The 14,759-nt window shown below is 36.4% G+C and carries 14 protein-coding genes; 4 read left to right on the top strand and 10 right to left on the bottom strand.

Translation table 11 applies throughout. The features are described from left to right. Positions 1–58 precede the first annotated feature (58 nt). Together RHO14_09190 and RHO14_09185 are read left to right on the top strand one after the other, a co-directional pair. Positions 59–799: an amino acid ABC transporter permease gene (locus RHO14_09190; GenBank protein WVD70527.1), complete on the top strand. Its 741-nt coding sequence runs from the start codon at positions 59–61 to the stop codon at positions 797–799. Then, positions 799–1,497, top strand: coding sequence for an amino acid ABC transporter permease (locus RHO14_09185; GenBank protein ID WVD70526.1), 699 nt, complete (start codon positions 799–801; stop codon positions 1,495–1,497). Before RHO14_09190 ends, RHO14_09185 begins: the two co-directional genes overlap by 1 nt. A gap of 91 nt (positions 1,498–1,588) precedes the next feature. Here the strand turns inward: RHO14_09185 and RHO14_09180 are convergent, their stop codons facing one another. After that, a complete protein-coding gene (locus tag RHO14_09180) occupies positions 1,589–2,017 on the bottom strand; it encodes a hypothetical protein (protein ID WVD70525.1) in 429 nt (142 codons plus the stop codon). A gap of 50 nt (positions 2,018–2,067) precedes the next feature. After that, positions 2,068–2,910: an aldo/keto reductase gene (locus RHO14_09175; protein ID WVD70524.1), complete on the bottom strand. Its 843-nt coding sequence runs from the start codon at positions 2,908–2,910 to the stop codon at positions 2,068–2,070. A gap of 376 nt (positions 2,911–3,286) precedes the next feature. Between RHO14_09175 and RHO14_09170 the strand changes: the two genes are divergently transcribed. Together RHO14_09170 and RHO14_09165 are read left to right on the top strand one after the other, a co-directional pair. Then, complete coding sequence (locus RHO14_09170; protein ID WVD70523.1) at positions 3,287–4,456, top strand: M20 aminoacylase family protein; 1,170 nt, start codon at positions 3,287–3,289, stop codon at positions 4,454–4,456. A gap of 16 nt (positions 4,457–4,472) precedes the next feature. Next, the gene (locus RHO14_09165) at positions 4,473–5,762 is read left to right on the top strand and encodes an MFS transporter (GenBank protein WVD70522.1); all 1,290 of its coding nucleotides are present in this window, start codon (positions 4,473–4,475) and stop codon (positions 5,760–5,762) included. 97 nt (positions 5,763–5,859) lie between these two features. Here the strand turns inward: RHO14_09165 and RHO14_09160 are convergent, their stop codons facing one another. The 8 genes from RHO14_09160 to mmuP all read right to left on the bottom strand — a co-directional run bounded on the left by RHO14_09160 (position 5,860) and on the right by mmuP (position 14,674). Next, entirely contained in the window at positions 5,860–7,182 is a 1,323-nt protein-coding gene (locus tag RHO14_09160) for an MATE family efflux transporter (GenBank protein WVD70521.1), read from the bottom strand. Between the two features lie 3 nt (positions 7,183–7,185). Further along, on the bottom strand, positions 7,186–7,965 hold the full coding sequence (locus RHO14_09155; GenBank protein ID WVD70520.1) for an ATP-binding cassette domain-containing protein: 780 nt from the start codon (positions 7,963–7,965) through the stop codon (positions 7,186–7,188). Next, positions 7,943–8,833, bottom strand: a complete 891-nt coding sequence (locus RHO14_09150) for an ABC transporter ATP-binding protein (protein ID WVD70519.1) — start codon at positions 8,831–8,833, stop codon at positions 7,943–7,945. Before RHO14_09150 ends, RHO14_09155 begins: the two co-directional genes overlap by 23 nt. After that, entirely contained in the window at positions 8,826–9,659 is an 834-nt protein-coding gene (nikC, locus tag RHO14_09145; protein ID WVD70518.1) for a nickel ABC transporter permease subunit NikC, read from the bottom strand. Before nikC ends, RHO14_09150 begins: the two co-directional genes overlap by 8 nt. Continuing rightward, positions 9,659–10,600, bottom strand: coding sequence for an ABC transporter permease subunit (locus RHO14_09140; protein WVD70517.1), 942 nt, complete (start codon positions 10,598–10,600; stop codon positions 9,659–9,661). The genes nikC and RHO14_09140 overlap by 1 nt, the downstream gene beginning before the upstream one ends. A gap of 11 nt (positions 10,601–10,611) precedes the next feature. Further along, entirely contained in the window at positions 10,612–12,180 is a 1,569-nt protein-coding gene (nikA, locus tag RHO14_09135) for a nickel ABC transporter substrate-binding protein (protein WVD70516.1), read from the bottom strand. A 147-nt stretch (positions 12,181–12,327) separates the two neighbouring features. After that, positions 12,328–13,275, bottom strand: coding sequence for a homocysteine S-methyltransferase (gene mmuM / locus RHO14_09130; protein ID WVD70515.1), 948 nt, complete (start codon positions 13,273–13,275; stop codon positions 12,328–12,330). Then, positions 13,262–14,674, bottom strand: coding sequence for an S-methylmethionine permease (mmuP, locus tag RHO14_09125; GenBank protein ID WVD70514.1), 1,413 nt, complete (start codon positions 14,672–14,674; stop codon positions 13,262–13,264). The genes mmuM and mmuP overlap by 14 nt, the downstream gene beginning before the upstream one ends. Between the last annotated feature and the right edge of the window lie 85 nt (positions 14,675–14,759).

The raw sequence follows: 14,759 nt of genomic DNA, 5'->3' as shown, positions 1-14,759 counted from the left end.
TGATTATTATTTGTTAGCTAGATCCGCACTATGCGGCAATTTTATTTAGGGCACTTTGATGGTTTTACAACAATTATCAGACCAGCTACTTGCACCACGTTATTTATGGTGGTTATGGGATGGGTTTATGGTAACGATATATATATCGTTACTGGCAATCATCTTATCAACTCTTATTGGTTTTTTGCTAGCGATTGTTGGGCAAAGCCGAACGCTAATTATACGAGTATTAGTTAATAGCTATATTGCGCTTTTTCGTAACTCACCGTTATTGCCACAGTTATTTTTTTGGTATTTTGGCGTCGGTAATATTCTACCATTAGATATTAAATTATGGCTATTTGATGAACCACAGTTGGAGCTTGGTTTTTGGGTTCTTAAAATGCCTTCATTTGAATTTATTATGGGCTTAATTGCTTTAACTTTTTATTCCTCAGCTTTTATTGCACAAGAATTTTGGGCGGGGATCTTAGGTGTTAAACGAGGCCAGCTTGACGCATCACTTGCATTAGGATTAAGCCGTTGGCAAGGATTGTGCTTAATTATTTTACCACAAGCATTGCGCATCGCTTTTCCGCCTTTAGTTGGGCAATACATGAATATTATTAAAAATTCATCCCTCACCATGGCAATTGGTGTGCTTGAGCTTTCTTATGTTTCGCGGCAAATTGAAACCGAAACATTAAAAACCTTTCAAGATTTTGCTTTAGCAACGCTGCTCTATATTATTGCAGTCATTGTTGTTGGTATGATCGGTAATTTTTATTATCATAAAATTCTGATCAAAGGAGCAAGATAATGGATTTTAGTCATATTTTTAAAGGGCTTACCATTATTTGGCAAAATTTAGATTATTTGGCTTGGGGCAATTACCCTAATGGGCCGGTAACAGGCATTATGTTGACGCTATTAATAAGCCTTGCTGCTATTTTATTATCGACAGTACTCGGCGTGGTTGCAGGGATTGGGTTAACGGTGTTAAAAGGTTGGACTCGCGCTATATTAGTTTGCGCACTTGGCTTTTTAAGAGCGATCCCCGTTATTATGTTAATATTTTGGGCATATTTTTTATTACCTGTACTATTTAATGTTGATGTACCAGCAATTACCACTGTAATTATGGCACTAGCCTTGATTGGTGGTGCATATATTGCCTACGCAGTTTATGCCGGTATGATTGCAATATCGACTGACCAATGGCAAGCCGCTTATTCGCTCGGATTAAATAATAGACAAACAATTTTTTATATTATTTTACCGCAAGCAATTAAGATGATGATGCCATCGTTTATTAATCAATGGGTATCTTTAATTAAAGATAGTTCATTGGCATACATTGTTGGTGTGGCTGAATTTACTTTTTTAGCCGCTCAAGTTAATAACCGTAGTATGATTTATCCAACCGAAATATTTTTATTTGTGATTATGGTTTATTTTATTATTTGTTTTGGGCTTGATATGTTAATGATGCAGTTTATTAAAAGGCATTATGGTTAATTTCAAGCTATTATAAATCTTGCTAGAGGTAGGTAAGTATATTTTTTATATAATGCGTAGGGGACTACCGCCTACCCATCATATAAACTCATTAATTTGTCTCGTCACAATTGATCTTATGATCACGGTAAATAACTTTATTGTAACCGTATTCTAAATCACGTTGTTCAACCACTTTGCCATTACGGATAAAAAACCAGTATTTTTTAAATGGCTTGTAATAACCCTCTGATTTGACACCACCAATATTTGCACAGACAGAATAACCGAAAATAGCTTGTTGTTTTTCTGAATCTTCAACGAGGTATTCTTCACGGGGTGAGCTCATCGATACGTAGCTAACTGCTTTTGCATCATCAAAATGATTATCGCCCCATTTTTTGATAAGTTCAGGATAATTGGTCGGATATTTACCAAAATTAGCATTAGTCATGTCTGGCCGCCAGTTTGGGTCAGTTGGCGTTGATGAACATGCGGCAAGTAGCCATACCAAACTTACTATGCCAAGCGCTTTTTTCATTGTATCTTCCTTTTTCAAGCTTATTTAATCTGAATAATGTAATGAAAAACTTATAACATTGCTAGTGGTTTTTTTATCGTAGGCGCTGGAAAGATACTATCTAACTGTATAAAATCTTGTTTGCTAAGTGTAAGATTAAAAGCGTTAATATTATCTAATATATGCTTCGTTGATGACGCTTTTGGAATTGCGATAATATCATCGTAGCGTAAAAGCCAAGCTAAAGCGATTTGGGCTGGTGAAACTTGATGCTCATTGGCTAGTTTAATAAGCGATTCATTTTTTAAAATTCGCCCTTGTTCAATGGGGGAATAAGCCATTGTTGGTAATTTTTTTTGCCTACTCCAGGGTAATAAATCAAACTCAATACCGCGCCGGCTTAAGTTATAAAGCACTTGATTAGTCGCGATTTTATTAGCATCAATTAAGGGTTCTAATTCAAGTAAATCCATAACATCAAAATTACTAACGCCCCAACGTTTAATTTTGCCTTGTTTAATTAATGCTTCCATTGCCTCAATAGTTTGCGATACTGGAATTGAGCCCGGCCAGTGCAATAAGTAAAGATCAAGATAGTCGGTATTTAAACGTTTTAAACTGTTATTACAAGCGTCAATTGTGCCGTGATAAGAGGCGTGATAAGGTAACACTTTACTCACTAAGAATAGTTTATCACGAACGCCTTTAATTGCTTTTCCAACAATAATTTCAGCGCCGCCATCTCCATACATTTCAGCTGTATCAATTAAGGTAAGCCCTTGTTCGATCCCAAATTTTAAAGCGGTTATTTCTTGCTGAGTATTTGCGGGTGATTCACCCATAAACCATGTTCCTTGGCCTAAAGCAGGGACTATCGTTCCATCGGATAACGAGACATATTTTAGTGTTGTCATAATCATTCCTTGTGTTATTTACATCTTAATATGAAGATAAATAGTTAATAGGTACGACCTTAATTTTGACTATATTTGTAGAAATCTGTTTACTAAAGCATTAGCAGATTATACGATTAATGTTATATTATCATAGAGTGATACTTGAACTATCTTGCAATAGTTGTGAGGCGGGATTTTTATTTTTCCCCTATTTTCTGTTATATTAATTTAAAAGCGATAGCAGTTTTGAGCTATCCCACATAAATTCACTTTTAGTCTGCTATATACCAGTTAAAGTTCTCAATCAATAATAGTCTTCAATTGATGTTAAATTGTCTATTTTTGTGAGTATCTTCTGTGATTTTCTATAAAAATAAGTATGAGGAAAATATTTATGACAACCAAAATTTTGCCCGAAATTAGCAATATTCAAAATGAGATGATTGCAATTAGACATAAGCTTCATCAGCATCCTGAAATCGGTTTTGAAGAGTTTAAAACAAGTGAGCTAGTTGCAAATCTTTTAACTGAGTGGGGCTATCAAGTAACAAGGGGCATAGGTGGCACGGGTGTTGTTGCTCAACTTAAAAATGGTAATGGCCCAGCAATTGGGATCCGCGCAGATATGGATGCTTTACCCATTGATGAAGCAACTGAGCTATCTCATGCAAGCCAAGTAAAAGGTAAAATGCATGCATGTGGTCATGATGGGCATACTGCAACACTACTAACAACTGCGCGTTATTTTGCTTTGCATCGTAATTTTAATGGTACACTTAATTTAATTTTTCAACCTGCAGAAGAAGGGCTTAGTGGTGGGCTTGCAATGGTTGAAGATGGGCTATTTGATAAATTCCCGTGTGATTATATTTTTGCTTTTCATAATATGCCTAAAGTTGAAGCGGGGAAAATGGCTTTTCTTGACGGGCCAGCAATGGCATCTTCTGATAGTGTAATAATTAAGGTCAAAGGACGTGGTGGCCATGGCGCGATGCCGCATCTTTCTATTGATCCAGTTGTCGTTGCATCATCAATTGTAATGGCTTTACAAACTATCGTTTCTCGAAATGCCAATCCATTAGAAACAGCAATTATCACTGTTGGTTCTTTCCAAGCGGGTGAAGCGAATAATGTGATCCCCGATGAAGCAATATTAAAATTAACGATTCGAGCACTTAACCCCGACATGCAAGATCTTATTGAAAAACGTGTAAAAGCGCTCGTTACTGCGCAAGCCGCGAGTTATGGAGCTGAAGTCGAAATTGACTATAAACGTCTTTATCCGATGGTTATTAATGATTTGCAAGCAACTGAATTTGCAAGAAATGTGGCTATTTCATGCTTTGGTGAAGAACAAATTATTCCTAATTTTCCTAAAATGACAGGTAGTGAAGATTTTTCATTTATGTTGCAACAATGTAAAGGTTCATATATTTTTGTCGGTAATGGAACTGATGGCGCTAATGGCTGCTCATTACATAATCCTAAGTATGATTTTAATGATGCTATTTTACCAGTTGTCGCATCTTATTGGGTTAAATTGATTGAAAGTTATTTAAAGTAATAAAGTAAGGATAATTATGGCATTTAATATTTCTAAAAATGATGGAAAACTAAGAAAAGCAAGAAATATAGCGGGCATTACCATGGGTAATGCGATTGAATTTTATGACTTTGCTATTTATGGAACCTATGCGGTCCTTCTTGGCCAACTTTTTTTCCCTGGAACGAGTGACTTTGAAAAACTAATGCTATCATTTGCAACATTAGGCGTTGGTTTTATTACTCGGCCTTTAGGCGCAATTTTAATTGGTTTATATGCTGATAAATTTGGTCGCCGTCCAGCACTACTCTTTACACTGTGGTTAATGTCAATTGGTACGCTATTATTTGTAGTCACACCGACTTATCAGCAAATTGGTATTTGGGCAACCGTGATTATTATGCTAGCTCGCTTAATGCAAGGCTTTGCTTTAGGTGGTGAGTTTGGTGCATCAACAACGATGCTCATGGAGTATGCAGATAATTCTAACCGAGGTTTTTACAGTAGTTGGCAATTATTTGGTCAAGGCTTAAATACCTTATTGGCTTCACTTGTTGGGATTTCGATTGGTTTTTGGTTAAAAGACGATATCGCATCTTTACATAGTTGGGGATGGCGACTCGCTTTTGCAATAGGCCTGTTAATTGTACCAATGGCGCTTTATATCCGTAAAACATTACCTGAAACTAAACATAAGAAAACAGATGAATCAACTGGCACATTACTTAAGTTAGTTTTTAAAAAATACCCGAAACAATTAATTACCGGTATATTGCTAACTTTAGGCTCTACAGTGCCAGTTTATATTACGCTCTTTTATCTTGCTAACTTTGCTATTTCTGAATTGCAATTTGAAATGCGATCAAGTATTGTTGCTTCATGTATTGCCGCATCAGTTCAAATTGTATTAGTGCCATTTATAGGCATGCTTTCTGATAAAGTCGGTCGTAAACCTTTAATTTTATGGTCACGCATTTTAACGATTTTAGCTATCTATCCGGTATTTATGTTGTTAACTTCATACCCATCGCTAATAACGCTTTATTCGTGCGTTTTTGTGCTAGCGATTTTAATTGCGGTAAATTCTGTACCAAGCCTAATAGTGTGTGCTGAAATCTTTCCTAGTAAGATTAGAGCAACAGGATTATCGGTAGTTTATAGTCTGTCTGTAGCGATTTTTGGTGGCTTTGCCCAAATGATTGTAACAGGGCTTATTCATTGGATGCATGATTTAAAGGCGCCAGCATATTATGTGATAGCAACGATGGCAATTAGTATTATTGGGGTATTTATGTTTAAAGAAACCGCTGGTAAAGAACTAGAGTAGTTATGTTAGGGGGAGCGAGCAATTCGTTATCCACTCAATGATTAACTAAAAAAGGCAACGTTTTAATAAAGCGTTGCCTTTTTTATTAATATATACGCTAGATATAGCGTTTTGAGTTAGGTAGCCAAATGAGCAAAAATAGTGTTCTAGCTAGGCTAAATAAAATATAAGATAACCATAAGCCATTATTCCCCCACATAGGCACAAACCAATACTGGGCAATTAGCCAAACAATCAATGCTAAAATCATGGAGTCACGAATGGATGATGTATAGCTAATGCCGGAAAAGACGCCATAATAAATTAAGCCACCAGCAACGACAACAGGGAAGATAATTAGCCAATATTGATATTTGATGCAAAGGTCAATAATCACTTGTTGATTGGTTAATAGTTTTATAATTGCTGTATCAAAGCCAAACCAAATTGTAATAAGAATAACAGGGCAGATAATACACGCCCATAATGACCAACGCAGGGTTAGATTATAAAGTCGAATATCTTTAGTCCCTTTGGCTTTACCACTAAATACGCTTGATGCATTGGCAAAGCCATCAAATAAATAGGCCATTAAATAGTGAATTTGAAATAATACGGCATTTGCTGCTAACGTCTCGGTATTAAAGCTTGAACCAATCGAGATAAAGTGATTAGTGACAATTAATAGGCAGATTGTTCTTATCATTAAATTGGTATTAACCAAAATAACACTTTTTAATGATTGCCAAGATAACATCGCCTTTAAGTCTGGCTTATTGAGCGTTTTAGGTAGGTAAATATAGATAAACCAAACGCCCAATAAGGTACAAATAATCTGGGCACTTAGGCTCGCTAATGCCACGCCCTTGACATCCCAATGACATCCCCATACAAAAATTATCGCTAGTATGATATTAAGAAAATTAATTAATACTTGTAAAAATAGTACAGCTTTAATCTTGGTCATGCCCATTAACCATCCAACAAAAACATAATTAACCAATACAAAAGGTGCACCCCAAATAAGAATCGTAAAGTAATTATCTGCATGATGTTGTACTTGTGCATTGGGTTTAATGAGCAGCATTGCGCCATTAAAAATCGGTTTTTGTAAAAGAATAAATATCACACCCAGCGCGATAGCAATAAATATTGGGCGAATGAGCGATGCGCGTAGTTGTAATGGGTCATCTAATGCTTGTGCGGCAAAGCCGGTAGTACTAACGCGTAAGAAACCAAACAACCAATAAAGGGTATTAAAAATCACCGCCCCCACCGCAATTCCTGCAATAAAAGCCGGATTTGGTAAGTGACCAACAAGCGCTGTATCAACAATACCAAGCAATGGCGTGGTAATGGTTGAAATAATAAAGGGTAATACTAAAGCAAGGTAATTTTTAAAGGTATATTGCTTAGGTATGGGTTTTGGATTTTTTGTCATAGTTTAAAAACCTAAAACGGATTGTAAAAGTTGTTTAGAATAAGCGTGTTTAACATTACTTAAATTGCTTATTGGATTTATGTGTTCAATAATCCTACCTTGGTAAAAAAACATAACACGATCACATAGATAAGTCACGGTGGTTAGATCGTGAGTAATAAAAATACTGGTCAGGTTTAGCTGCTGTTGTAACTGTGCAAGTAGTGATAATATTTGTGCTTGTACCGATATATCTAACGAGCTTACCGCCTCATCAAATAAGATAAATTTAGGAGCACAAGCAATCGCTCTAGCAATGCATACTCTTTGCAATTGACCGCCACTCATTTTATGTGGATAGCGATGATAAAATGAACTATTCAGTCCTACTTGCTCAAGTAGTTGGTGAATTCGTTCTTTTTTCATTGCAGAAGATAATTTTTCATAAATATCGATCGGTTCAGCAATAATTTGTTCGACAGTAAAATAAGGATTTACTGAAGCATGATAATCTTGAAATACAGCGCTTATATTTTTACGAACCGTTAAATGGCGGCCTTGTCTTTGATGGATATCTATATTGTCGAATAGTACTTTGCCACTATCTGGTTTTTCAAGTCCTAAAATTAATTTCCCTAAAGTGCTTTTACCACTACCACTTTCACCAACAATACCTAAGCATTCGCCTTGGTAGAGCGAAAATGAAACATCTCGAATAATATGATTTTGTTTACGGCCAAATAGCTTCTGATTTGGCTGTAAAAACGATTTTTTAACCTGATCAACGTGCAATAGTGGTTGCATCACTATTTTCCTTTACGGTAAGTTTATTGTTATTTAGTGTGGCATTAAATTTAGCTAATAGCTGCTTGCGAGTATCAATCAAGTAGCGGGTATATTGGTTAGTTGCATGGTGAAAAATTTGATTTTTGTTGCCTTGTTCGACAATTTGTCCTTGATTCATGACTATAATATCATCTGCAATTTGATGAATAATGCCTAAATCATGGGAGATAAATATCATGGCGGTTTTTGACTGTTGTTTTATTTTTTCAAGGGCTTTTATTATTTGAAATTGAGTGATCGAGTCTAAAGCGGTTGTCGGCTCATCAGCAATAATAAGTGCGGGTTTAAGTATTAATGCCATGCCAATCATGACACGTTGTAACATGCCACCACTTAATTGGTGTGGATATTTATTAATAATCTGTTTTGGTTTTTCAAGTCCCAACTCTGTCATCATCGCCAATGTTTGTAACATCGCCTCTTTTTTGGTTATAAACAGATGTGCTTGTAGCGTTTCTATCACTTGGCAGCCTATTTTATATAGGGGATCAAAAGCACTCATTGGATGTTGTAAAATGATCGCAATGGCCTTACCGCGAATATTCTGTAATGTTTTTTGACTTTGTTTTAATAAATCAAAATTAGAAGCAGAGCCTTGTGCTGATGAAGTCGGTGTAAATAAAATTTGTCCTTGGACCGAAAAATAAGGCTCTAATAAGCCGATAATTGCTTTGCATGTTAAGCTTTTTCCGCTACCGCTTTCACCGACAATGCCTAAGCATTGGTTTCGATTGACGATAAATGAGATATCCTTTAGCAATTGCTTACCGCTACTTAGGGTTAAGGTAAGATTTTTTACTTCAAGTAGTTTGAGTTTATCACTCATATTGGTTACCTTTGGGATCTAAAATATCGCGTAAGGCATCGCCTAACATATTAAATGTTGCTACAACAATTAAGATAGCAAGTCCTGGATATACCATCTGCATTGGGTGCTGAGTCATTACATTTCTTGCCTCACTTAACATCACGCCCCATTCGGCCGTCGGCGCCTGTATACCTAAGCCAATAAAAGAGAGCGCTGAAATATTTAAGATCACCCAGCCGGTGTCAAGACTTGCCAATACGACAATTTCAGACATAACATTTGGTAGTAAATGACGACGAAGAATAAATGTGCTTGGCGCGCCAATCGTTCGTGAAAAAAGAATATAATTTTTACGGCTATATTTAATTACTGAGCTGCGGATCATACGACTATACCAAGCCCATTTAACAACGATATTGGCAATAATGACATTCTCAATACCAACCCCAAGTACCCCTACAATTGCTAAAATCATCACTTGGCTTGGGAAGGACAGCATAATATCGCAAGTGCGCATAATAAGCTCATCAATCCAGCCACGTTTATAACCTGAAATTAATCCAATAATAGCACCAATTAAGATGGTAATTACCATCGTTAATAAGGCAAGAAATAATGTCGTTCGAATGCCATACAATAATCTTGATAGAATATCTCGACCTAGGTGATCACAGCCAAGAAGATGCTGAGCAGAGACTGGCGCATATTTACGAATAATACGAACTTTATTTGGATCAAATGGCGCAATGTATGGTGCCAATATTCCTAAAGCAATCACCAACACAATGATGATTATACAAAATAGGGCAATTTTGTTTTTAATTAGTTGTCTAATTATACCCATTAGGAGCCGCTCCTTTCTCGCATACGAGGATCGATTATTTGATGAATAATATCGACGATAAAATTACAGCTAACAAAGAGTAAAGCCATAATTAAGATATAAGCTTGAATAATTGGGTAATCGCGGTTCATAATCGAGGTAATACAGAGCCTGCCAAGTCCCGGCCATGAAAAGATATATTCGACAACAAATGAACCAGCGATAAGCTGAGGTATACTCATGCCTAATGCGGTGATGGTCGTATGAAGCGAATTAACTAAAACATGTTTTAAAATTATCGTGTGACCTTTTAAACCGCGGCAGCGGGCATAAAAAATAGCGTAATCTTGCATGTTTTCTATCATGTTGTTACGAATAAAGCGTATGTAGGTTGCGATATAAACAAAAGATAACGTTAGGGTTGGAAGTATTAAGTTTTGCCATGTACCATAACCATTTGTTGGTAGTAAGTCCAAATAGCCAGCAAAAAACCAGATCAATAATAAAGCTAGCCAGTAGCTAGGCATAGCCGTCCCCACAAAAACAATAATGCGTATCATGTAATCAAAAAGTGAATTAGCAAAAATAGCGCATAAAATGCCGACGATTAAACTGATTAGTAGTATAAAAATAAAAGATGATAATGCTAAGATTAAAGTCGGCCCTAAACTTCGGGTAATTTCATCCCAGACTAAGCGATCTCGGTGAATAAATGATTTACCAAAATCGAGCTGAAACGCGTTATAAAGCCAGCAAATATAGCGATAAAAAAAAGGCTGATCAAGGCCAAGCTCTTGTCGCATGCTGATAATCGCGTCAGGAGTTGGCATAATCTCATTCACTCGTAACGCAACTTCAGCAGGATCTGACGGCGCTAAGTTAATAAGAATAAAAGCAATGAATGAGATCCCAAGTAAAATTGGGATCATCATAATCAAGCGCTTTATAATATAATTAAGCATGGTGCATTAATTTATTCAAAGTACATTTTATCAAATGGGATATCGAATTGTGATGGTGCAAATTCAATACCTTGCAATGATTTTATGGCAATAGCGCGGTTACGTTCGTAAGTTAGCGGGATATAAACGGCTTGATTATGTAATGTTTCAAGCACGTAGCGATAAAGCGCTTGTCTTTCATTTTCATCTGTTGAAATTAGTGCTTTAGTTATACTTGTATCAATTTTAATTTTTTCACTAAGCCCTTGCTGTGCCATATAGTCACCATATACAGGTAATTTCATGCCCGACAAAAAGGACTGTGGATCATAGGGCATTCCCCATGAAATATCAAAAACCATATCAAAATTACCAGCTTTTTGGCGATCACGATAACCTTGTTCTTCTTCACCGTGGATATTCAGTTTTAAACCAACTTGCGCGAACTCATCTTGCATGTATTGGGCAATTGTTTTTTGCGATGCGGTATTACTATCATAATAAAGTGTTATTTCAAAGGGTTTGCCATCTTTTTGTCGATACTCTTGACCTTTTACAATCAGCCAGCCTGCTTGTTCAAGTAGCGTTACCGCCATTTTAGGATCATATTGATAGGGTTTTAGTTTAAGATCGGCATAAGGTATATTATTTGCCATTAAGCTATCAGCTGGGGCTTCACTGCCATTAAAGATCCCTTGTGAAATATCGTCTTTACTAATTATATGTTCAATTGCTCGGCGCACGTTTACGTCATTAAGTCCCGGTTTTGTGGTGTTCATTAGCACAATTCGACTTGATACTGGCTTAGACATTAATGCTTGAAACTTAGTCAGCGCTGAAAATCGCTCAAATGAATCTGCATCAACCATATTTTTACCGTAAATTAAATCTATTTCACCTTTTTCAAGAGCCATCAAACGGCTTTGGTTATCGGCAATAACTTGCATGGTAATTTTGTCTATTTTAGGTTTTGTGCCCCAATAGTTGGGATTAGCAGTAAATATAGCATACTGATCTTTTTTATGTTCAGCTAAAATATAAGGGCCGGTGCCGATGTAAGATTTTACGCCACTTTTAGTTCCACCATCGATCATTGAATTGGGCGAAATAAAACGCATAGGCCTTGTGACTGCAATTTCAATTAGAAAAGGGTAGTAAGGTTCGGCTAACTCAATTTGCAAGGTATAGTCATCTATAACATTAATTGCGGTAATAAGTCTAACCATTTCAAGCCAAGTATGACGGACTTTATTAGCTAATATGGCGTCCCAGTTTAATTTGGCACTATGGGCATCAAATTTAGTGCCATCACTAAAACTGACATCTTTTCGTAATTTAAATGTGTAAGTTTTTCCATTATTCGTTATTGCCCAACTTTCTGCCAGCCAAGGGGTAAAACTACCATCATCATTATAATGAACTAATGACTCATATAAGATATTTTGTGCCCACATTTCACCTGAATACAAATGCGGGTTTAAATCTCGAATATCACGAAAGTTAGCAAAAGTGATATCACTTTTTGCGTAGCTGAAAAAAGAAGAGCAACAAAGGGGGAGTATAATAAAGATGAGTTTAAGAAAAGTTGAGTGCAGATGCATATTTTATCCATTATAGTCAGCATAGCAAGGATAAGAATGCTATCATCATTGATAATGATAATCAATATTATTTAGGTTTTTTGTGTCTATTAATTAACCATAAAGGCATTACATATTGTAATGCCTTTTATTGCGTAATAACGATATTTAGTGGCAACATAATTGTGCGAGGTTAGTGCTGATATTGCTTATATCATGGGGTGTTGTACGACAACAGCCACCAATTAATTTTGCGCCATTTTTTTGCCAGTCAGCCAGTTGATTAGTTAATGTATATTGATGATTAGATGCCATCCAAGTTTTGCTTTTGACATCATATTGTTCACCAGAATTAGGATAGACAATCAATGGTTTATTGGTCAATTTATTTAAGGTAATTAGTGCATCTGTTACTTTTTCTATCGCAATACAGTTGATACCAACCATGGTGACTTGTTCAATTGAGTTTAAAAATTCAATGACATCTTTGAGCTGTGTACCATCACTTAAATGTTGGCTATCTCTTAAGGTAAAAGTAAACCAACAGGCGGTATTTTTTAATTGTTTGATGATATTTGCTAATACTTTTATTTCAGCAAATGAGGGCATTGTTTCGAATGCCAAAATATCGACGCCTGATTCAACTAATGCATAAATACGATCATAATGGAAATCGAGCATTTGGTTATCTGTTAGATGATAGTTACCCGTATATTCAGAACCATCAGCGAGATAAGCGCCGTAAGGTCCAACTGAACCTGCAATAATTAAAGGTCTATTATTTCCGGTTATTTGTTGATATTTTGTTTTGGCTTGTATTGCTACATCGACACTTTTTTTTATTAGCGCAAGTGATTGTGTTTTTGATAAGCCGCGTTTGGCAAAGCCTAATGATGTTGCTTGATAGCTTGCTGTAATTGCGCAATCAGCGCCAGCAATAAAATAATCATAATGTACATCGGTAATAAGTTGTGGCTGATCTATTAAAATCTTTGCTGACCATAAGGGATCGTTAAGATCACAACCGCGGTTTTGTAATTCGGTAGCTAATGCACCATCAATAATAACGTACCCTTTTTCATTTAATATTGCTTCAAATGGGTTAATGATGGCCATTATGTTTACCTCGTTTTTTGTTATAAATTTGTGTTAAATAATAAGCAATAAAGCATACAATAACAAAAGGGATCCCACAATAAAGGGCAATACGTTGCTCAGGGTCAAATGCTAGGCCAATACAAGCAATTAAACACATAATAAAACCTAAAATTGGCACATAAGGGTAGAGTGGTGCTTTGTATTTTAATGCTGACAAAGGCTTTCCTGAGCGAAGATAATCTCGCCTAAAAAAATAGTGTGATGCACAGATACTTAGCCAAACAGCAACCACTGCAAAGCCTGATATTGCTGTTAATGCTACAAAAATTGTATCTGGCGCAATGATACTCGTTAATAAAGCAAGTACTCCACCAAACATGCTAATTGTTAGCGCAATAACTGGCACACCTCGTTTAGATAACTTAGCAAAGCAGCGTGGTAGCGTTCCTTGGTTTGATAGTGACCAAAGCATTCTTCCTGAGGCATAAAGCCCTGAATTAGCAGCAGATAAGATCGCAGTTAATATAATAAAATTAAAAAAATCGGCAGCATAAGGGACGCCAATATTTTTGAAAACTTGTACAAAAGGGCTTTCAAGTACACCAGCTTCTTGCATAGGCAATAGCGCGGATAATACAATAACGGTACCAACGAAAAAAATGACTAAACGAGCAATGGTTGTTTTAATTGCAAGGGGAATACTCTTTTCAGGATTGACAGTTTCGCCTGCAGCAATACCAATTAGCTCAGTGCCAGAAAATGCAAAATTTACGGCAACCATTGTCATAATAATTGGTGTTACGCCATTAGGCAGCCAGCCAGAAGACGTGATATTTGATAAAAAGGGTGCTGGTGTTCCATCTTTCATCGGGATAAAACCAAACATGGCGGCAGTACCCGCCACAATAAAAAGAATAATTGTTAGCACTTTAATTAGTGAAAACCAAAATTCGCTTTCAGCAAAAAATCGCGTCGTAATAATATTTAAGCTAAAAATAATGCAGCAAAAAATTAAGCACCATATCCAAACAGCGATATGTGGGAACCATTGCTGCATACACAGTCCTGCTGCTGTTAAGCTTGAGCCTAATGCAACGGTCCAAGTTAGCCAATAAAGCCAGGCAACAGTATAACCGGTAGCGGGATTAATAAAGCGAGCGGCATAGGTATGAAATGCGCCAGTTTCGGGCATAGCAACAGCAAGTTCGCCAAGGCATAACATAACAAGATAAACAACAATTGCGCCAATAAGGTAGGCGAGGATTGCACCAGCAGGGCCCGCATTTGCAATGATATAGCCAGTATTGAAAAATAGCCCTGTACCAATGACTCCGCCAAGCGATAGCATCACTAAATGGCGCGTTTTCATTGTTCGCTCAAATTGATTGATATGATTATTATTTTGTCGATTATCCATATAGACGTCTATACCGCTAAAAACAAATATTGTATCAATTTAATATCATATTACCAAGAAAATATTTACCTAATTATAAAATAGC

This window comes from Orbaceae bacterium lpD04 (assembly GCA_036251935.1).
Taxonomy (GTDB): Bacteria; Pseudomonadota; Gammaproteobacteria; order Enterobacterales; family Orbaceae; genus Orbus; species Orbus wheelerorum.
Note: the sequence above shows the minus strand (reverse complement) of the source record. Positions and strands in the feature narration are given on the sequence as shown.

Coding starts and splice junctions, on each gene's coding strand:
- RHO14_09165 (WVD70522.1), top strand. CDS start 4,473: ATGGCATTTAATATTTCTAAAAATGATGGAAAACTAAGAAAAGCAAGA.
- RHO14_09140 (WVD70517.1), bottom strand. CDS start 10,600: ATGCTTAATTATATTATAAAGCGCTTGATTATGATGATCCCAATTTTA.
- RHO14_09170 (WVD70523.1), top strand. CDS start 3,287: ATGACAACCAAAATTTTGCCCGAAATTAGCAATATTCAAAATGAGATG.
- RHO14_09185 (WVD70526.1), top strand. CDS start 799: ATGGATTTTAGTCATATTTTTAAAGGGCTTACCATTATTTGGCAAAAT.
- RHO14_09155 (WVD70520.1), bottom strand. CDS start 7,965: ATGCAACCACTATTGCACGTTGATCAGGTTAAAAAATCGTTTTTACAG.
- nikA (WVD70516.1), bottom strand. CDS start 12,180: ATGCATCTGCACTCAACTTTTCTTAAACTCATCTTTATTATACTCCCC.
- RHO14_09175 (WVD70524.1), bottom strand. CDS start 2,910: ATGACAACACTAAAATATGTCTCGTTATCCGATGGAACGATAGTCCCT.
- RHO14_09160 (WVD70521.1), bottom strand. CDS start 7,182: ATGACAAAAAATCCAAAACCCATACCTAAGCAATATACCTTTAAAAAT.
- nikC (WVD70518.1), bottom strand. CDS start 9,659: ATGGGTATAATTAGACAACTAATTAAAAACAAAATTGCCCTATTTTGT.
- RHO14_09190 (WVD70527.1), top strand. CDS start 59: ATGGTTTTACAACAATTATCAGACCAGCTACTTGCACCACGTTATTTA.
- RHO14_09150 (WVD70519.1), bottom strand. CDS start 8,833: ATGAGTGATAAACTCAAACTACTTGAAGTAAAAAATCTTACCTTAACC.
- mmuM (WVD70515.1), bottom strand. CDS start 13,275: ATGGCCATCATTAACCCATTTGAAGCAATATTAAATGAAAAAGGGTAC.
- mmuP (WVD70514.1), bottom strand. CDS start 14,674: ATGGATAATCGACAAAATAATAATCATATCAATCAATTTGAGCGAACA.
- RHO14_09180 (WVD70525.1), bottom strand. CDS start 2,017: ATGAAAAAAGCGCTTGGCATAGTAAGTTTGGTATGGCTACTTGCCGCA.